This window comes from Algoriphagus sp., from assembly GCF_013373065.1.
Lineage (GTDB): Bacteria > Bacteroidota > Bacteroidia > Cytophagales > Cyclobacteriaceae > Algoriphagus.
The window spans coordinates 82567-101337 of record NZ_JABXIN010000013.1 but is presented as its reverse complement, the minus strand read 5'-3'; the positions used below and the strand labels follow the sequence as shown (position 1 = coordinate 101337).

At 44.0% G+C, this 18771-nt stretch carries 17 protein-coding genes; 13 read left to right on the top strand and 4 right to left on the bottom strand.

Annotation, left to right across the window (positions count from 1 at the left end; genetic code table 11):
* Positions 1-9 precede the first annotated feature (9 nt).
* The 4 genes from HWE15_RS09380 to HWE15_RS09365 all read left to right on the top strand — a co-directional run bounded on the left by HWE15_RS09380 (position 10) and on the right by HWE15_RS09365 (position 3453).
* Positions 10-459, top strand: a complete 450-nt coding sequence (locus HWE15_RS09380) for a hydrogenase (RefSeq protein WP_290507264.1) — start codon at positions 10-12, stop codon at positions 457-459.
* A gap of 69 nt (positions 460-528) precedes the next feature.
* A complete protein-coding gene (locus tag HWE15_RS09375) occupies positions 529-2073 on the top strand; it encodes an amidase (RefSeq protein ID WP_290507263.1) in 1545 nt (514 codons plus the stop codon).
* Between the two features lie 530 nt (positions 2074-2603).
* Positions 2604-3029 (top strand): MarR family winged helix-turn-helix transcriptional regulator, encoded by a 426-nt coding sequence (locus HWE15_RS09370; protein ID WP_290507262.1) that lies wholly within the window; start codon positions 2604-2606, stop codon positions 3027-3029.
* Position 3030: 1 nt separating this feature from the next.
* On the top strand, positions 3031-3453 hold the full coding sequence (locus HWE15_RS09365; protein WP_290507261.1) for an organic hydroperoxide resistance protein: 423 nt from the start codon (positions 3031-3033) through the stop codon (positions 3451-3453).
* 72 nt (positions 3454-3525) lie between these two features.
* Here HWE15_RS09365 and gldJ read toward each other — a convergent pair whose 3' ends face one another.
* Both gldJ and mfd read right to left on the bottom strand, forming a co-directional pair.
* On the bottom strand, positions 3526-4749 hold the full coding sequence (gene gldJ / locus HWE15_RS09360; protein ID WP_290507260.1) for a gliding motility lipoprotein GldJ: 1224 nt from the start codon (positions 4747-4749) through the stop codon (positions 3526-3528).
* A 178-nt stretch (positions 4750-4927) separates the two neighbouring features.
* Positions 4928-8281, bottom strand: coding sequence for a transcription-repair coupling factor (mfd, locus tag HWE15_RS09355; protein WP_290507259.1), 3354 nt, complete (start codon positions 8279-8281; stop codon positions 4928-4930).
* A 116-nt stretch (positions 8282-8397) separates the two neighbouring features.
* Here mfd and HWE15_RS09350 point away from each other — a divergent pair, with 116 nt between their 5' ends.
* Positions 8398-9012 carry a cytochrome c oxidase subunit 3 gene (locus HWE15_RS09350; protein ID WP_290507258.1) on the top strand — a complete coding sequence of 205 codons (615 nt, stop codon included), beginning with the start codon at positions 8398-8400 and terminating at the stop codon, positions 9010-9012.
* A gap of 3 nt (positions 9013-9015) precedes the next feature.
* Positions 9016-9456 carry a hypothetical protein gene (locus tag HWE15_RS09345; RefSeq protein ID WP_290507257.1) on the top strand — a complete coding sequence of 147 codons (441 nt, stop codon included), beginning with the start codon at positions 9016-9018 and terminating at the stop codon, positions 9454-9456.
* Here the strand turns inward: HWE15_RS09345 and HWE15_RS09340 are convergent.
* Positions 9453-9923 carry a Fur family transcriptional regulator gene (locus tag HWE15_RS09340; protein WP_290507256.1) on the bottom strand — a complete coding sequence of 157 codons (471 nt, stop codon included), beginning with the start codon at positions 9921-9923 and terminating at the stop codon, positions 9453-9455. The genes HWE15_RS09345 and HWE15_RS09340 overlap by 4 nt on opposite strands.
* A gap of 190 nt (positions 9924-10113) precedes the next feature.
* Here HWE15_RS09340 and HWE15_RS09335 point away from each other — a divergent pair, with 190 nt between their 5' ends.
* The 7 genes from HWE15_RS09335 (at position 10114) to fumC (ending at position 16809) form a co-directional block, all read left to right on the top strand.
* Positions 10114-11364, top strand: a complete 1251-nt coding sequence (locus HWE15_RS09335) for an aspartyl protease family protein (RefSeq protein WP_290507255.1) — start codon at positions 10114-10116, stop codon at positions 11362-11364.
* 95 nt (positions 11365-11459) lie between these two features.
* Positions 11460-12050 carry a LemA family protein gene (locus HWE15_RS09330; protein WP_290507254.1) on the top strand — a complete coding sequence of 197 codons (591 nt, stop codon included), beginning with the start codon at positions 11460-11462 and terminating at the stop codon, positions 12048-12050.
* Positions 12051-12060: 10 nt separating this feature from the next.
* Positions 12061-12498 (top strand): TPM domain-containing protein, encoded by a 438-nt coding sequence (locus tag HWE15_RS09325; RefSeq protein ID WP_290507253.1) that lies wholly within the window; start codon positions 12061-12063, stop codon positions 12496-12498.
* Positions 12476-13294, top strand: a complete 819-nt coding sequence (locus HWE15_RS09320) for a YgcG family protein (protein ID WP_290507252.1) — start codon at positions 12476-12478, stop codon at positions 13292-13294. Before HWE15_RS09325 ends, HWE15_RS09320 begins: the two co-directional genes overlap by 23 nt.
* A gap of 549 nt (positions 13295-13843) precedes the next feature.
* The gene (locus tag HWE15_RS09315; RefSeq protein WP_290507251.1) at positions 13844-14224 is read left to right on the top strand and encodes a RidA family protein; all 381 of its coding nucleotides are present in this window, start codon (positions 13844-13846) and stop codon (positions 14222-14224) included.
* Positions 14225-14842: 618 nt separating this feature from the next.
* Complete coding sequence (locus HWE15_RS09310) at positions 14843-15331, top strand: hypothetical protein (protein WP_290507250.1); 489 nt, start codon at positions 14843-14845, stop codon at positions 15329-15331.
* A 77-nt stretch (positions 15332-15408) separates the two neighbouring features.
* A complete protein-coding gene (gene fumC / locus HWE15_RS09305; protein ID WP_290507249.1) occupies positions 15409-16809 on the top strand; it encodes a class II fumarate hydratase in 1401 nt (466 codons plus the stop codon).
* A gap of 124 nt (positions 16810-16933) precedes the next feature.
* Here fumC and HWE15_RS09300 read toward each other — a convergent pair whose 3' ends face one another.
* A complete protein-coding gene (locus HWE15_RS09300; RefSeq protein WP_290507248.1) occupies positions 16934-18724 on the bottom strand; it encodes an arylsulfatase in 1791 nt (596 codons plus the stop codon).
* Between the last annotated feature and the right edge of the window lie 47 nt (positions 18725-18771).

Genomic DNA, 18771 nt, shown 5'->3' with positions numbered 1-18771 from the left:
CTATAATCCATGGAAAAGTCTTTATTATTAAAAATTCAATCCAATAGACTTATCTATTGGGGCGTTTTCCTTTTTCTTCTAGGTCTAGTCGTAGGTTTAATGGCTCCTCTTTTTGCCAATCCAAGAATGGGGGTTTCCAGTCATATTGAAGGAATTTTGAATGGAATGTTCCTAATCATCTTGGGGCTGATTTGGGATAAAATCCTCGTTTCGGAAAAGTGGCTGAAGATCACTTTTTGGTTGGCGATTTATGGAACCTTTATGAATTGGTTTGGAATCCTATTGTCCGCAATTTTCAATGGAGGAAAAATGCTGGGAATAATGGCTCCAACCGATGAAAGTTCACCAATTGTTGAAGGAATAATCGGATTTTCATTGATTTCACTTTCGATAGCAATGATTGCTACTTGCGTGATTCTATTGATTGGTTTAAAGAGAAAGATGTCAGCTACAATTTGATTTAAAATCGCTTAAATTCGGTGAAAACATCTTCTTGTTGGTTTGAATCGATACATCCAAAATTCAACTATGAACAAATTTCACGCGTTTTTATACCTTTTTATTTTTGGAATTTTCGGGTGCCAAAAAGCCGAGGAAAAAGCTCCTATTTCACTGGAAGAATTGACCATTTCAGAAATTCATGAGGCCTTTCAAAATGGGACTTTTTCAGCAGAGGACTTAACAAAGGCTTATCTAGATCGAATTGCCGCCTTTGATGGACCAATTAATTCTATTACTGTCATCAATCCAGATGCGATTGCAAAGGCTAAAGAGCTCGATCAGGAATTTGAGCAAAGTGGAAAACTGAGACCGCTTCATGGCATTCCCATCATCGTCAAGGACAATATCAATACGGCAGGACTTCTTACAACTGCTGGAGCTTTAGCCTTAAATGACTTTATTCCGGAAAAGGATTCTCCCATTATTTCCAAATTAGTAGAAGCGGGCGCAATTGTTCTCGCAAAATCCAATATGGCCGAATGGGCATTTTCCCCCATGCATTCCGAAAGTTCTACCCATGGCACCACCCATAATCCATACAATTTGGATTATGTACCTGCTGGCTCCAGTGGAGGCACAGGAGCCGCGGTCGCAGCAAATTTCGGAACGGTGGGTTTGGGAACCGATACGGGAAATTCCATTCGAGGTCCTTCCTCCCACAATGCCTTGGTAGGATTTCGAACCACTTTGGGTCTGATCAGTCGAACGGGAATTGTGCCCTTGTATCTACGAAATGACGTGGTAGGGCCTATGTGCCGGACCGTGGAAGATGCTACCCGAGTAATGGAGGTAATGGCAGGAATAGATCCTAATGATCCGCTTACGCAGTATTCCGATGGGAAAGCTCAAACCAGTTACCAACAATCCTTGGATCCAAACGGCTTGCAAGGCGCTCGAATTGGGGTACTTCGTGAAATTATGCAGGACCTAGATCCTGAAGTGAAAGCATTATTTGAACAGTCTTTGGTGGATCTTCAAACCCTTGGTGCAACCGTCATCGATCCCGTGACTATTCCCGATTTTTCAACGCTTAGACAGAATCAATGGTGTGCTACCTTTCGGGAGGATTTGGAAGCATTCTTGGCAGAATATGTGAAAAATGACACGATTCAAACTCTGGAGGATATTATTCGAATCGGCTCAAATTCTCAATTCGCCCAAGATCGATTGGAAATGATGAAAGATAATTCAGGAAGATGGGGACTTGAAGGAGAAGCATGCGGTAATGCTTATGAGGATCCTAGAAGAATTGCCTTTCGCGAAGCCATTGAACATGTCATGGACTCCTTGCAATTAGATGCAATCGTCTATCCTTCTTGGAATCACAAGCCGGCCCGAATCGAGAATTTTCAGGAGGAATACCGAGGAGACAACAGCCAAATCATTGCTCCACATACCGGCCAACCTGCTTTTACGATTCCGATGGGATTTGTAAGTGGAAATTTACCTGCAGGAATTCAATTTTTGGGAAGGATGTATGCTGAGCCTACCTTAATTCGGCTGACCTATTCTTATGAGCAAGGGACTAAACACAGAAAGCCTCCCATTTTATCTCCTGGCACAAAGAATTGAAGTGTTTGGGTAAAGCCAATTTTTGGCTTTTGAATTCTATATTCTCCAGCTAAAGCTGGAGGCAAATGATTCAGTAATAAAATTTTGTTATCAATAAATCCTAAATCTATCTAGTCTCTCCCATTGGATTTCCCAATACATCAATAGGGAGGGCGCTTCAGCCCCTCCTTAAAAAAGAAGTTCTTTTTATGTGTCTTTAGCCTAAAAAAGAGAATCATTTGGCTAAAGCCAATCTTACTTTTTCAATTCTAATTCCTCCAGCTAAAGATGGAGGCAAGTGATTATACAAATTGAATTTTAGAGTTGTTAATACTCCTAATGCTTTTATCCAAAGTTTTATTTCCAATCTTTCAATAGGGAGGGTGCTTTAGCTCCTCCCTAGAGAATCTATTTTTCTCATTGGCTTTAGCCTAAAAACGCATTCGGTTAATATCATTTTTGTTTTTCTTCCCCATTCCCCAGCTTTAGCTGGAGGCAGAAAATCCCGAAAAATAAATTTTTTCAATTAAATTGAGTCAAATTGAAATTCAATGGATTCCTTACAAAAACTCAGCTATTTGCTCTACAGCAATTCTCGCCTACTCATCCAGCAAATCCAGGCCAAACTTCAGGATTTTGGACTTACTTACACCCAATATTTAACCCTGTCGGTACTCTGGGAAGAGGATGGCCAATATGTCAACCAAATTGGCCAGAAGTTGGAATTGGACTCCGGGACGCTTACCCCTTTGTTGAAAAAACTAGAAGCCCAAAACTACCTCCGGCGAATTCGAAGTGAAGAAGACGAACGGAAAGTAAAAGTTGAACTCACCTATCCAGGGAAATCACTTCAGACAAAAGTTGAGTCAATTTTAGGAGAGTTTTCAGAAGGGTTAGAGCTTTTATCAGATTCTAAGTTGACCAAGCTAAACAGTTCCCTCTCGGACTTGTTATCCCAATTAAAATCACTTGACTAATATGGAAAAACTAAACATCGACTACACAGCAGTAGCCATCAATACCGGTGGCCGAAAAGGACATGTTCGAACGGACGATGGAAAATTGGATTTTGAAGTATCCATGCCCAAGGAAATTGGGGGTGACGGAGAAAAGACCAATCCGGAACAATTTTTTGCAGCTGCTTATGCTACTTGTTTCGGTGGCGCATTAGGTGCTGTTGCAGGCAAAACCAGCCTTCGGAATTCCGAAATCAAAGCCAAAGTTCATCTTGGAAATTACGGCCCTAATAGCTTTGGTTTGGCAGTGGATATAGAAGTAAAAATTCCACAGGCAGAATCTTTGGAGCACGCCCAAAAATTAGTCGAAGCTGCACATGAAGTTTGCCCTTATTCTAAAGCAACACGTGGAAATATTGAAGTGAACGTTAAAGCAGTAGAGTAATAATAAAATCAACCCAAACAAAAAAGGCTAGCCGAATATTCAGCTAGCCTTCTTTTATTGATTTAACCTTTATTATTTTCCTTTTTCTCCGATAGAAATCATTGCACATCGGAATCCAATATGATTGGTTGCGGAATCTTGATGCATGAATCTTCGAGTACCCGGAGCCAACCAGTAGGTTACGTCTCTCCAGCTTCCTCCCTTGTAAACACGCATTTCGTCGGTGATCATGGAAACTTCATAGTTTTCTGCCTCGTCACCATATCCGTCTTTTCGAAGTGGGTTCAAATCATCCGCATCCTGATAAGTCAAAGGACGGTATACATCATAAACCCATTCGTTCATATTACCAGCCATGTGATACAAGCCAAAGTCATTCGGCGCCATATCATATACATTGGTTGGTAGGATCTCACCGTCATTTCGCTGATTTCCGGAAATACCTCCGTAGTCACCTCGTCCTCGCTTAAAGTTAGCCAAGAAGTCACCTTGCTTACCTTTACGCTTCACGTTGTATGGATTACGAACACCACGGCCATCCCAAGGATAGATTCGTCCGTACTCTTGATTTTCATCTAAATATTGGGTTCCAATCATCGCCTTAGCTGCGTATTCCCATTCTGCTTCAGATGGAAGTCGGAAATCGGCCATGGCTACACCTCTTTCAATCAATTGGGCTTTGGTAAAAGTGGAATCCAATTCTCTTTCTTTTCTGATCAATTCCTGAACATAATCAGTACGCCACTTGGCATAAATATTAGCTTGCTTCCAAGAAACCCCTGCAACCGGATAAAAATTGAAACCAGGGAATCGGAAATAATAGGACTGGTACATGTCATTGAACGACAAAGCACCACCCCATACGTCTTCTCTAGGCTCGAGATTCAATAAAGAGTCTGCACTAACTTTTTTCTTCATGTCAAACAGGAATTCCCGATAGTCATTATTGGTAATTTCTGTCTCGTCCATGTAGAAATTCGCAACCGTCACTGTTCGCTCCAAGTTGTCACGGAAGGCCATGATATCCTCTTCCTGAGAACCTAAAACAGCACGACCGCCTTGAATAAATTTCAAGTTTGGACCAGGAATCTGTTCAGCATTTCTAGCCACAAAAAATTGCGTGGTGTCCTGCTCATCAAAGGAAAACTCCGCTCCGGTGGTAGCACTTCGCTTACCAGGTTTTGCAGCAGTTCTCCGGCCATAGCCTGGAGTTTTGTTACAAGAAGAAAGGATAGAGCCACCTACAATTAGTAGAGCTGTAGCCCATAATCCCCAAGATTTTCTACTCGAATTCATATGAAAAGAGGTTTTTATGCCCAATTTGATTTGCTAATATAGGTTCATTCGGATGGACTTGCAATTATCGCCAACCGCCTAAAATCATTGATTTTTGCCAAATTTGCCCAAATCACAAAGTATCTGCAAAATTCCAGTGCGAAACTGCAATATTTATGCCAGTTAAATTTTTGTAAAATTAACTTTCTAGCATGTCTTTGAGCCATTTTTGGCCTTCAGAAATGCTTGAAACATGTGAAATGGTTAAAATCAAACGATTCTTGTATTCTTTTATTTTAAAATAACGGGAGTTTATTTGAGCAAATGCCATGATTTTCTGGAAGATAGGAGAGGAGTAAAAATCAGCTCGGTCTGAAGGCAGGAGGTAACATTTCATCTGCCCATTTTTCAATACCAGTTTTTCAATACCCAACTTCTCCGCTTTCCATCGTAATCTTACAGTTTCCATCAAATCCTGAACGACCGGAGGTACCGGCCCAAAGCGATCATCCAGCATTTGGGCAAACTGTCCCAGTTCTTCTTCGTCTTTGATGGAATCCAACTTGGAATATAAACTCAAGCGCTCGCTGATATTGGCCACATAATCCTCCGGAATCAACAATTCGAGATCCGTTTCCACCGTACAATCCTGTACCAGTACTTTCACCTTCTCCTTCAAATCCACTTCAAACAAAGCAGCAAATTCATTTTCCTTCAACTCCTGCACGGCTTCATCCAGGATTTTATGATACATCTCAAAACCCAGGTCAGTAATGAACCCGCTTTGTTCAGCGCCTAGTAAATTTCCCGCTCCCCGAATATCCAAATCCCGCATCGCCACCTTGAATCCATCTCCCAGATCTGAAAACTCCTCCAAAGTTTGTAATCGCTTCCTGGATTCGGGAGTCAAGCCTGACATCGGTGGCGTCAACAGATAGCAAAAGGCCTTTTTATTACTTCGGCCTACCCGACCACGCATTTGGTGCAAGTCACTCAAGCCGAACATGTGTGCGCGATTGATGATAATGGTATTGGCGTTCGGGATGTCCAGTCCGGATTCAATGATATTCGTGGAAACAAGCACATCGTATTCATGCTCAATAAAATCGACCATAATTTTTTCCAGCTTCTTTCCATCCATCTGACCATGGGCCCCTACGACACGTGCATCCGGAACCAGCTTTTTGATCAGGCTAGCAATGCTGTCAATCTCCCCAACCCGATTGTGAACGAAGAACACTTGCCCTCCACGTCGGAGTTCGTATGCTACTGCATCCCGAATCACTTCTTCCTGAAAGGTCTGTACCTCTGTTGTTACGGGCTGGCGATTTGGGGGAGGAGTAGAAATTACAGAAAGATCCCTTGCACCCATCAAGGAAAAATGGAGGGTTCTCGGAATCGGCGTGGCCGTCAAGGTCAGCACATCCACATTCACCCGTAGGTTTTTCAATTGGTCCTTTACCCGGACCCCAAACTTCTGCTCCTCATCAATGATTAACAAGCCCAAATCCTTGAATTCAAGGCTTTTATTAACAATCTTATGTGTTCCGATTAGGATATCAATCTTACCGGATTTTACCTCCTCCACGATCTGCTTCACCTCTTTTGCAGTTCGGAATCGGTTAATGTAATCAACCGTCACCGGGAATCCCGAAAGCCGCTCCTTAAAGGTTTGAAAATGCTGCATCGCCAAAATGGTGGTAGGCACCAAGACAGCTACCTGTTTTCCATCATTGACCGCTTTGAAGGCAGCTCGAATGGCTACTTCCGTTTTACCAAATCCCACATCCCCGCAGACCAGTCTATCCATAGGATAGGTTTTTTCCATATCAGCCTTCACATCGCTTGTTGCTGCCGCCTGATCTGGAGTGTCTTCATATATAAAAGAACTCTCCAACTCGACTTGCATCACAGAATCATTTGAGTAAGCAAAACCCTGTGCGGATCTGCGTTTCGCGTAAAGTGCAATCAGGTCCTTAGCGATGTCCTTGACCTGTTTCTTGGCCTTTTTCTTCTTATTTTCCCACTCCGGAGATCCCAATTTGGACATGGTAGGCATTTGGCCTTCCTGTCCGGAATATTTGGAAATCTTATGCAGGGAGTGAATGTTGACGTACAAAAGATCATCATCCCGAAACACCAAACGGACGGCCTCCTGCATTTTTCCACCAACTTCTACCTTCTCCAAGCCGGCAAAACGTCCTACCCCATAATCCACATGGACCACATAGTCCCCGGGATGTAAAGCTTTCAGTTCCTTTAGGGTAAGGGCTTTGGATTTGCTGGCCTTCTTACGGGATCGATAGCGATGAAAACGCTCAAACAACTGATGATCGGTATAACAAATCAACTTGTTCTGCCGATCTTCAAATCCTTCCCGAAGGCCCATCAACATCGTCTGTACCTGCAAGGTGGGATCCAATTCGGCAAAAATCCCGATGAGCCGATCAATCTGCTTGGCATTTTCCCCTGTAATCAAATTGGTAAAGCCCTGCTTTTCATTTTCCGCCAAGGTGCTTACCAATAGGTCAAAATTCTTATTGAATGAAGGCTGGGGTTTGGAATCCCAAGCTAATTCGGTACTTCCTTTAAGATAGAATTGCTTTCCAAACTCGACAATCTTGAAGCCTTTAACCAAACGGATAAAATCCTCCGAGGTCTCAAAAAGATCAGCAGGTTGCAGCAAGGTCTTTGTCTGATTGGTCTTCGCCAGAATTTGATCAAAGGCCATTTCCGCTTTGTGAAAACATTCCCCCATCACATCTGCGGTAAGCTGGTAATCCTTGATCCACAGGGTAGTTGATTCTGGTAAAAAGGCCAAAAAGGACTGGCGAAATTCCTGAAGTAACTTGGTTTGAGTATTTGGAATCAGGGAAATCAGCTCCACCTCGGCGATGGACAACTGCGATTCCGGATCAAAGGTCCGGATACTTTCAATCTCTTTCCCAAATAATTCCAACCGATAGGGGTGCTCATTGGAAAAAGAAAATACATCTAAAATCCCACCCCGAATGGCAAATTGTCCGGGTTCATACACAAAATCAGTCCGCTCAAAATCATAGCTATGCAGGAGCTCTGATACAAACTCCATATCCACTTGCTCGCCGACCCTAGCCTGAAAGGTATTTTCCTGGAGTGAGCGCTTGTTGATGACCTTTTCATACAAGGCCTCAGGATAGGTGATCAGAATTTGAGCTTTCTCTTCCTCATTCAATACCTGATTTAGAATCTCGGAACGCAGCAGCACATTGGCATTGTCCACTTCCTCATAGTGATAAGGCTTTTTGAAACTGGAAGGAAAAACCAGGTATTCTTCTTTTCCCAACAGGTTCTGCAGATCCGTATTTAAATAGGCGGCTTCTTCCTTATCCTGCGCAATAATCAGATGGAATCCTCCTATCCGCTGAAAAATGGTGGCAAAAACGACCATATCCAAACTGCCGGAAAGTCCTTTTATTTGGAAATTCCCAAGCGCACTTTGGGCAAGCTTTTCCGTGAACGTTCGCAGAAAGGGATCCGAATGATAAATGGAAAGGAAGGATGCTCTATCCAAGACAGTGGATTTTTAGTTGGGGGCGCAATTTACGGCGATTTCAATTTTTCAGCTTAGATTTTGCCTGAAATATCCCAAGTCCTGAACCTAAGCCGCTTTAAATTGTTTTCCTCACAATGAATCAAACTTCCCAACAAAAAACTTGGTTCCAGCGGATCGAATCCCTGCACCCCTACGAGACGCTCCTCTATCTGGGAATGATTGGAAGTGGTTTGATCTTTCTCTTTCTCGTGGTAGCCTTTCTTTTTTCAGGCTTGGATCAGCTCAGTGGATTGAATAAAAAAATCCCTGTTTCCTTTTTGATTTCGACCTTCTTGTTGGTTTCCAGTGGCTATACAGCAACCAAAATGCGCATCTTTTACCAAGAGGAAAACGCAGAAAAAGTCACCCGAGCGTTGGGAACAACCCTCCTCTTGGGCATCATCTTTACCTCACTCCAAGTTTCCGGATGGATGGAATTACAGGCCATGGGTATCGATTTTAAAGGAATACCCAGCGGTAGTTTTCTATATCTTCTTTCAGGAATCCATATTTTCCATCTGTTGGGTGCCATGGTTTTTGCCATGATTCTATGGGTTCAATTGAGGAAACGCCAAAACGATCAGATTCAACGACTCATCCTCTTTACCAATCCCTTTGAAAAAATGCGCCTCCGCCTTTTCACGGTTTATTGGCAATTCATGGATGGGATTTGGTTAGTCCTTTTTTTATTATTTGTAATCAGTTTGTAAAAAATGAAACTCATCCTCGAAACCCATGTAGAACAAGACTACCTGACCGTCAAGGAAGGGTTTCATGAAGCGCTTTTCAAAAAACTGAGCCCCCCTTTTCCTCCGGTGAAATTATTGCGATTTGATGGTTCGAAAAAAGGGGATCAAGTGGCTTTGGAACTGAATTTTATCTTTTTCAAGCAAAAATGGGTAAGCGATATTACCGAGGATCATACGGATGAGCGAGAGTTTTATTTCATCGATCAGGGAACCCGGCTTCCTTTTTTCCTCAAAAAATGGACACACAAGCATCGCGTAATCGCTGCGGAAAAGGGCAGCATTATTCGGGATGAAATCGAGTTTGAAGGACCCAACGGACTCTTAACAATTCTACTCTATCCTGCACTTTGGGGGCAATTTCTCTACCGAAAGCCCATCTACCGACGCTTTTTCAAAAAGTCTTAGAGCTGCGTGAGATTCTCGCAATTTTCAATTTGACAATCCCCATATAATACGAGGGAATGCGAGGTAATGGACGATTGAAATTCCTTGCCGATCATTTCCTTGATCTCATTGATTTTGGGATCTGAAAATTCCCGGATTTTTCGGCACTGATTGCAAACATGGTGATCATGATGCTTGTAAGTGAGCGCCTGCTCATACAAGGCCACCTTGTCTTTGAACTGATGCTTAACGGCCAAACCGCTTTCTACCAACAAATCCAAGGTATTGTAAATGGTCGCCCGGCTGATCGTGTAGCCTTTATTTCGCATTTTGAGAAAAAGTCCCTCCACATCGATGTGCTCATCTTGTGGAAGCAGGTACAATTCATCGATTACTGAAAAACGCTCCGGGGTTTTTCGGCTTCCTTTTTTGATCAGAAAATTCTCGAAAATCTTTTTTGCTTTTTCAATCAGCGCCGTATCTGCCATTTCTTTTGAGTCTGAAAATTAAAGATGCGGGATATTCGATTTTTTGACAAATAGCCCCTGTGTCTTTAAGATAATTTGGTTTCAATCTAATTAAAATTTAGGGAAACATTGAGGGTAGGGATTTTCGTTAAGTCAGTAAGAGGTTTTCGCTCAAAATTGTAAATTAAGAAACCACCCGAACCCAAGAGACTTGAAACGATTCCTTTTTCTGTTTTTCCTCATCTTTTCCATCGAGTTTGGAGCAATCGCCCAAATTCCGGGCTTCTTCATGAAAGAAGATAAGCGGCGTGTGATTTTACCTTTTTATGCATCCAATAGCCTGATCATCGTTCCCGTATCCATCAATGGCACCTATCCAGTAAACTTTCTGATCGATACCGGTGTACGCTCCAATATTCTCTTCAGTAAAAATCTTGGCGATGCCATGGGCTTGGAATATTCCCGTAGACTCAATCTTATGGGAGCCGATGGCAAAGAAGAAATCATGGCTCAGGTTTCTCCTGTGAATCATTTGGACCTGGGACCTATTGAAGGTGTTGCTCAAAGCCTGCTGGTATTGGAAGAGGACTTTTTGGAATTGGAATCAGTAGTAGGGGTGCCGATTTATGGAATTATTGGCTATGAGTTTTTCAAATTCAACCCTGTTAAAATCAATTACGATGATGAGCGAATTGAATTTTTCCGAAGGAATGCTATGAAATGGCGACCGCCTTTTTATACGAAACTGGACATGACCATTGAGCAAAACAAACCTTATATCAATGCCACTGTCAAGCAACGAAACGGAGAAATTCTGGAATCCAAATTACTTATCGATACCGGTGCAAATCACGGGCTTTTGCTCAATCAGGAAACCACCGATCGCATCGAACTCCCTCCATTGAATATTGAAACCGAATTGGGACAAAGCCTGGGAGGAACGCTTTTCGGGCATATCGCCCGGGTGGATTGGGTTAAAATCAACAGTCTAAAGCAACGGGAAGTCCTCACTTCCTATCCTGAGGAAACGGCTTTTAGCTATGTAATCAAAGAAACAGGTCGCTATGGAAGTTTGGGATCGGAGATTCTGGGCCGAACTCGAATTATTCTGGATTATCCACGGAAGCGGGCCATGTTTAAGAAAGGAGAGACTTTTTATGTTCCTTATGAATATGACATGAGCGGGATGACCGTCAAAAAAGTACCCACGGATGACCAGCGATTCTACATCGGAACTGTGCGTGAAGGATCTCCTGCTGCCAAAGCCGGAATCCTACCTTACGATGAAGTTCTTAGCATCAATAAAATCCCAGTAATTATTTGGGAGCTTGCAGAAGTCATCAAACTCCTTCGGTCAGAGGAAGGAAAGGTAGTAGAATTTGAAGTGCGCAGGTACTTTGACGATACCCTAACCCGTTACGAGGATTTTACGTATCAGATTACCTTGCAGAAACAGATTTGATCGAAAGCAAAGCATCAAAAAATTATTACTTTTGATCACAATCCAGTAAAAATCAAAAACTAACCAACTTGATCACAGCTTAAAAAACAGACACTATGAAAAAAGTATTGATTCCAATTGCTATTCTCGCTGTATTGGGAATTTTCATTTACACCAAAGCGGTAGGAACTTACAACAGCTTTGTTGCTACGGAAGAGCAAGTCAATGGTATGTGGGCTGAAGTAGAAACCCAGTACCAACGTCGGGCAGATCTTATTCCAAACTTGGTAAATACAGTGAAAGGCTATGCAGATTTCGAGCAGGAAACCCTGACAGGCGTCATCGAAGCCCGTGCAAAAGCTACATCCATCACCATCGATCCTACCAATTTGACTCCTGAAAATCTGGAGCAGTTCCAGCAGGCTCAGGATCAACTTTCAGGGGCTTTGAGTCGCTTATTGGTGGCCGTCGAGCGCTATCCGGATCTGAAAGCCAACCAAAACTTTCTGGAACTACAGGCACAATTGGAAGGAACGGAAAACCGAATTGCCGTGGCACGCAGAAACTTCAACCAAGAAGTTGTCGCTTATAACACCAACCTGCGAACCTTCCCAAACAACATCTTTGCGGGCTGGTATGGATTTGAAACCAAAGGAACCTTTGAAGCCTCAGCTGGCGCTGAGAATGCACCAACGGTTCAGTTTTAATCACTGAAAAATGGCAGAGAAACTCTTTTCCGCACAAGACAAGGAACAAATCGTCCAAGCCATTGTAGCGGCAGAAAAAGTTACCTCCGGAGAAATTCAAGTGCATATTGAAAACCACTGCCGCATCGACGTACTCGATCGGGCGGCAGAGGTCTTCGAAACCTTGAAAATGTACCAAACCAAAGACCGGAACGGGGTGCTTTTCTACTTGGCTGTAGAAGACCACAAGTTCGCTGTCTTGGGGGATGCAGGCATCAATCAGGTTGTACCCCCTGATTTTTGGGAACAAATCAAAAACCGCATGGCCAAGCTTTTCAGTCAAGGGCAATTTACCCAAGGCTTAATCGATGGCATCCACGAAGCAGGTCATGCCCTTTCCGAACACTTCCCTTACCAGGGGGATTCTGACGAAAACGAACTATCTGATGAAATTTCATTCGGGTCTTAAGACCCTTTTCTCTTTATTTCTAACTTTTTTCATACTGACCGGATTGGCTGCACAGGACTTTCCTCCTCCTCCCAATCCACCCCGATTGGTCAATGACTTTACCCAAACCCTGAGTCAAAGCGAAGTCAACCAATTGGAGCGCAAGTTGGTCGCTTACAATGACAGCACCTCCACACAAGTGTCCATTGTCATGATTCGCTCGGTGGGTCCTTATGACATTTCCGATTACGCCTTCCAACTCGGAGATCAATGGGGAATCGGTGGCGCTCAAAATGACAATGGGATCCTTATCCTAGCTGCAATGGATGACCGAAAGGTATTTATTGCCACGGGCTACGGAATGGAAGGAGCGGTACCGGATGCCTTGGCCAAGCGAATCGTTAATAACCTGATTATCCCCAATTTCAAAATGGAGAATTATTACGAGGGACTTAATCAGGCGACGGATATGATTATCAAACTTGCTTCCGGCGAATACCAGGCTGAAGAAGTCATGGAAAATGGAAATGAGGGTGGGGGAATTGCCATCATTATCCTGTTCATCATTCTGTTTGTAATCATTCCGATGATTCGCAACCGACGGGACAATGACAACCACATGGGTGGCCGGGGAGGAGGCGTTGACCTCTGGACGACCATCATGCTGGCCAATATGCTTAAAGGCGGTGGTCGTGGAAAATTCGGTGACTTCTCCAGTGGGGGAGGAAGCTTCGGTGGATTCGGCGGCGGTGGCGGCGGATTCGGAGGTTTCGGTGGCGGAAGCTTCGGTGGCGGCGGTGCCGGGGGTAGTTGGTAAGTAGGGTTTTGAGAGTAAATGGTGAACAGTAAGTGGTGAGTAGATGATTGGAAGATTGAAAAATTGAAAGATTGGAAAATTATTCCATGTCAGTCCGAGCAATCGAAAAACGGGAGTCTTGAGATTAGGGGACCCTTCGATTTCGAGACTCACGTCTCTCAAGTGCTCAGGGTGACAATAAATTCAATTGCACCCAGAGTGTGAGTCCTCGTCCAAACCACTATGCCGCCCATACATCGTAAGAAGTAAGTAGTGAGTCGAACTTCATCATTCTACATTCTTCATTCACCATTCGACATTTAAAAAATCCGTTGCGTCGTAGCGCCTTAGTGTGAGTCAATAATTCGATATTCTAAAACCCGCCAAACACTACTCTGCCTTTCGTAATTCTGCTGTCCTCGACTCCGCTCGGACTGACAATAATTGCATTTGCATCCAAAAATCGACCCCCACTTTTAAATCTCTACGCTTCGTAATTAGTCCTTCGTAAATCGTAATTCGATAAGATTTCTAACTTTGAACTCCCAACCTTCTAAACACAGCTTTTCTATGGCAAATCAAATCATTTTCACCCCTGAGGCTCCTGCTCCTATTGGTCCTTATTCCCAGGCTGTTTTGGCAGGAAATACGCTCTATGTTTCCGGTCAAATTCCCTTGGATGCGGATTCCGGCGAGCTGATCAATGAAAACATCACCGAGGAAACTCATGCAGTCATGAAAAATCTGGAAGCGGTTCTGCGTGCAGCTGGATTTAGCTTTGCCGATGTGGTCAAATGCACCATTTTCATCAAATCCATGGATGATTTTGCGACGATCAACGAGGCTTATGGACAGTATTTCAAATCCAATCCTCCTGCCCGGGAAACCGTCGAAGTTAGCAAACTTCCCAAAAACGTGAATGTGGAGATTTCCTGTATTGCGGTGAGGTGATTGGAAGATTTGAAGATTGAAAAATTGAAAGATTGAAAGATTGGAAAATTATTCCATGTCAGTCCGAGCAATCGAAAAACGGGAGTCTTGAGATTAGGGGACCCTTCGATTTCGAGACTCACGTCTCTCAAGTGCTCAGGGTGACAATAATTTCAATTGCACACAGAGAGTGAGTCCTCTTCAAAACTACTTTGCCTCCCATACTTCCTAAGAGGTAAGTAGTAAGTCGAACTTCATCATTCGACATTCATTATTCATCATTCGATATTTAAAAATCCACCAAGCAACCTCTCTGCCCCGCGTATCTCGTACTTCGTATTTCGTAATTATGTTGTCCTCGACTCCGCTCGGACTGACAATGATTTCAATTGTACCCAGAGAGCGAAATCACCATAAAAACTACTCTTCCCTACGTACTTCGTATCTCGTAATTCGTACTTCCTTCCAATCTTCTTCACTCTTTGCCTCTTCACGGAAGACAATCCGTTGCGCCACTGCGCCGTTGCGCGAGCCAAAAACTTCCTTTGCTCCTCCTAATTCGTCAATCGTAATTCGTACTTCCCTTTTGTAAATCGTAAATTAGCCAACCCTTTTCTCCAAAATCGAGTTATAAAACCCATGAACCTAATCCCTTTCCATACCGAAACCCTGGTTAGTGCGCTCTCCAAGGAGGAAGTCATGGAGCATATTTCCCGCAAAACCCGGGAGGTGAATTTTTTGGATAAAAATCAGCTACAAAATCAAAAAGGCATTGCTTTCAATGGGATTGTCGGGAATCAGAGTTTCCGCATTTCCAAAGTCATACAGCGCAGCAATACCTTTCTTCCCCTCATCTTGGGAAAAGTAGAGGACACCCCTCGGGGATCCATTATTTTTCTCCGATACAAACTTTTCCCCGGAGCCTTGTTCTTTGTGGTCTTCTGGAGTTTGGTACTGCTCGGATTCACGGCCTTTTATTGGGGAATCTCCCAACATTGGCTCAATGGAGGAATCTGTCTGGGATTGGCTTTGATCAACTATTTTCTGGCTGTTTTTTTCTTTGATCGCCAAGTCAAGGAATCCCGGGCTAACTTCCATCAAATCATCAATTACCAATTGAAGGATTAAATCCCTAAGCGGTAGGGAATAAAGGCGCTAGGTCTTAATTTAGCGTGCTGAAAATCGAAACAACAAACCCTGATATCATGAGCATCCGAATCGAAAAAGATACCATGGGCCCGGTAGAGGTCCCTGCTGATAAGTACTGGGGCGCACAGACCCAACGATCCATCAACAACTTCAAAATCGGTGGGGAGAAAAACCGCATGCCGATTGAAATCATCCGCGCTTTTGCCATCCTGAAAAAGGCTGCTGCCCAAACCAATGCTGAACTGGGCGTCTTGGCGCAGGACAAAGCCGATATCATTTCCACGGTCTGCGACGAGATTTTGGAAGGAAAACTGGACGACCAATTCCCATTGGTTGTTTGGCAGACCGGTTCCGGTACCCAATCCAACATGAACACCAATGAGGTAATCGCTTACCGAGCACACGTTCTACTAGGCGGTTCCTTGGAAGATGCAAAGAAATCCATCCACCCGAATGATGATGTAAACAAGTCTCAGTCTTCCAACGATACCTATCCAACGGCCATGCACATCGCTGCTTACAAAATGGTCATGGAAACCACCATCCCAGGCGTTCAGAAGTTACGTGATACCTTGGATGCCAAAGCCAAAGCTTTCAAGGATGTGGTGAAAATCGGTAGAACCCACTTTATGGATGCGACTCCTCTTACCTTGGGACAGGAGTTTAGCGGCTATGTCGCCCAATTGGATCATGGGTTAAGAGCTTTGAAAAATACCCTAAGCCACCTGTCTGAACTGGCTTTAGGCGGTACAGCAGTAGGAACAGGTTTGAACACACCAAAAGGCTATGCGGAATTGGTGGCGAAGAAAATCGCTGAACTTTCCGGACAACCTTTCGTGACAGCACCCAACAAATTCGAGGCTTTGGCTGCCCATGATGGTATGGTAGAAGCCCATGGTGCCTTGAAGCAATTGGCAGTATCTCTAATGAAAATCGCCAATGACATCCGCATGCTTTCTTCCGGTCCACGTTCCGGTATCGGTGAGATCCTAATTCCTGAAAACGAACCCGGTTCTTCCATTATGCCAGGCAAGGTCAACCCAACCCAGGTAGAAGCCCTAACCATGGTCGCTGCTCAAGTAATGGGTAATGACGTAGCCATCTCTATCGGAGGTTCCAATGGTCATTTCGAACTGAACGTATTCAAGCCTTTAATTGCGGCTAACTTCCTTCAGTCTGCCCGCTTGATCGGGGATGCTTGTGTGTCCTTCAATGACAACTGTGCTATTGGTATCGAACCAAACACGCCAGTCATCAAGCGTCACTTGGAAAACTCCCTCATGCTCGTTACCGCTTTGAATACCCATATCGGTTATGAAAATGCGGCTGCGATCGCTAAGAAAGCGCATAAAGAAGGCACCAGCCTGCGTGAATCTGCCATCGCCTTGGGTCTTCTCACCTCCGAGCAATTCGACGAGTGGGTGAAGCCAGAGGATATGATTGGAAGCCTTAAGTAGTCAACAGACCACAGTCAATAGTCGACAGCCGATTTGTTTTAGTCCAAAACGACACAGCTATGGTCCATGGACCATCGACTGTGGACTAAAAAGCCTCTTCCAGCAATGGGGAGGCTTTTTTTATTCAATTCTCCTCCACCCTTCGCAGCGTCATCAACCTAAAATCGATGGCCTGATTTCCGGGAATTTGAGTGGCTTCTAGGGTTAAAGTCCCTTTACCTTTTTCCAAGTAAACAGACCCCAGAGTGAAAGGCCGGAAATCTTTTACATAGGATTCTTCTCTGGGAACTCGATCGTACTCCATTCCCACTAAAGGCGGGTCATTAGGTACATTCACAAGTCCACTTAGGTATGAATCACCCATGCTCAAACGCATCATAGGAGCCATATTTTCTTCGGTGCAGGTATAATAGATTTCTACTTCATAGGTCCCTGTTTCCAAGACCTCCACTTCCCAGGTGATTTTATCCTCAGTACTGATCCAATTCGTAAAAAATGAGTCATTGGGCCATCGGTTAGATCGTTGGATATTGCCATGAGCCTGCCCATCCCGGGCCGGAATTTGGGTGTTTGCAAAATCCGGATGCCCAATAGTAAATGTACGCGTATCATTTTCCGGCAGCTCGACCAAGACAGTAGATATCCATTCCTTCTTTTTGGCAAGTAATTTCTCTTTGATATCAACATACTGCGACGACACATCCACCTGTTGACCTGGATCGCTAGGAATGTGATAAAGTCTGTCTTCATGGTCGAGGCGAAAGTCTTGGCTACGGACACTGGTTTGGTTTCCCCAATGACTGACCAAGAGTCTTTCGGGCCATTCTCCCTCTTCCTTGAGCAGCAACGATTTTAAGCTTTTTCCATCGAGTGGTTTATTAGTATCAACAGGGATTCCTGCTAAATCGGCCAAGGTTGGAAGGAGATCAGGGGCGAATGTAATCTGCGGAATAATCGTGCCTGCTTCGATTTTTCCCTTCCATTTAATAGCCAATGGAGAACGCACACCCCCTTCATCCGTCGACCCTTTCCTTCCACGCATCCCTTCATTCCATCGCCAACCATTGGGTCCATTATCAGAAAGGTAGAGGACAATGGTATTTTCCATCATTCCTAATTCCTCCAGTTTAGTAAGGATACGTCCCACATTCCAGTCAATATTTTCACACATTGCATAAGCAGCACGCGTAAAGGGAATATCTTGCATTTCAGGGTCTTGGTATAAGCTATCCAGCTCCTTCCCTTCATATTTTTGCCACCATTCATCAGGTACTTGCATGGGGCTATGGGGAGTATTGTAAGGGAGGTATAGAAAAAAAGGATGGTCCTTGTTGGCTTCTATAAAGGCCAAACCTTTATCCGTCAAGTCATCTACCAGAAATCCTTCCCCCTTGACGATTTCATTATTCCTTTCCAGCATAGGGCTGAAATAGTCCCCCCAATGGCCTGAGCAGAAACCATAAAAATCATCAAATCCTCTGGCATTAGGATGGTAAGGCGGTTGCATACCGTTGTGCCACTTACCATAAGCTGCGGTATGGTATCCGGCGCGCTTGAAAACTTCAGCGATGGTGGTCTCATCCAAATCCAACCGTTCCCCGCCTGAAGAAGTAGAATAAACCCCTCCCCGTACAGCATATCGGCCGGTGAGCAGCTCTGCACGCGTTGGTGAGCAAACAGGGCTTACAAAAAAGCGGTCAAACCTGGCCCCATCTTTCGTCAATTGATCGATATTCGGAGTATTTACCCCAGGATTACCATTGATACCCAAATCCCCCCAACCTTGATCATCCGTCATTATCAAGATGATATTTGGCTTAGGCCTATCTCGGCTGAGATCATCTTCTCTTTCTGTTTTGCAAGATGAAACGATTAGGGTGAATAATAGCACCGGGAATAATTGTCGAATTCTCATATTTATGCGCATTTATTCATTGGGATAGGATTGCCTTTCTAGGTATT

What these genes read in the sequence shown, in the direction of transcription:
- HWE15_RS09380 (WP_290507264.1), top strand. Translation starts at nt 10, where the DNA reads ATGGAAAAGTCTTTATTATTAAAAATTCAATCCAATAGACTTATCTAT.
- HWE15_RS09375 (WP_290507263.1), top strand. Translation starts at nt 529, where the DNA reads ATGAACAAATTTCACGCGTTTTTATACCTTTTTATTTTTGGAATTTTC.
- HWE15_RS09370 (WP_290507262.1), top strand. Translation starts at nt 2,604, where the DNA reads ATGGATTCCTTACAAAAACTCAGCTATTTGCTCTACAGCAATTCTCGC.
- HWE15_RS09365 (WP_290507261.1), top strand. Translation starts at nt 3,031, where the DNA reads ATGGAAAAACTAAACATCGACTACACAGCAGTAGCCATCAATACCGGT.
- gldJ (WP_290507260.1), bottom strand. Translation starts at nt 4,749, where the DNA reads ATGAATTCGAGTAGAAAATCTTGGGGATTATGGGCTACAGCTCTACTA.
- HWE15_RS09350 (WP_290507258.1), top strand. Translation starts at nt 8,398, where the DNA reads ATGAATCAAACTTCCCAACAAAAAACTTGGTTCCAGCGGATCGAATCC.
- HWE15_RS09345 (WP_290507257.1), top strand. Translation starts at nt 9,016, where the DNA reads ATGAAACTCATCCTCGAAACCCATGTAGAACAAGACTACCTGACCGTC.
- HWE15_RS09340 (WP_290507256.1), bottom strand. Translation starts at nt 9,923, where the DNA reads ATGGCAGATACGGCGCTGATTGAAAAAGCAAAAAAGATTTTCGAGAAT.
- HWE15_RS09330 (WP_290507254.1), top strand. Translation starts at nt 11,460, where the DNA reads ATGAAAAAAGTATTGATTCCAATTGCTATTCTCGCTGTATTGGGAATT.
- HWE15_RS09325 (WP_290507253.1), top strand. Translation starts at nt 12,061, where the DNA reads ATGGCAGAGAAACTCTTTTCCGCACAAGACAAGGAACAAATCGTCCAA.
- HWE15_RS09320 (WP_290507252.1), top strand. Translation starts at nt 12,476, where the DNA reads ATGAAATTTCATTCGGGTCTTAAGACCCTTTTCTCTTTATTTCTAACT.
- HWE15_RS09315 (WP_290507251.1), top strand. Translation starts at nt 13,844, where the DNA reads ATGGCAAATCAAATCATTTTCACCCCTGAGGCTCCTGCTCCTATTGGT.
- HWE15_RS09310 (WP_290507250.1), top strand. Translation starts at nt 14,843, where the DNA reads ATGAACCTAATCCCTTTCCATACCGAAACCCTGGTTAGTGCGCTCTCC.
- fumC (WP_290507249.1), top strand. Translation starts at nt 15,409, where the DNA reads ATGAGCATCCGAATCGAAAAAGATACCATGGGCCCGGTAGAGGTCCCT.
- HWE15_RS09300 (WP_290507248.1), bottom strand. Translation starts at nt 18,724, where the DNA reads ATGAGAATTCGACAATTATTCCCGGTGCTATTATTCACCCTAATCGTT.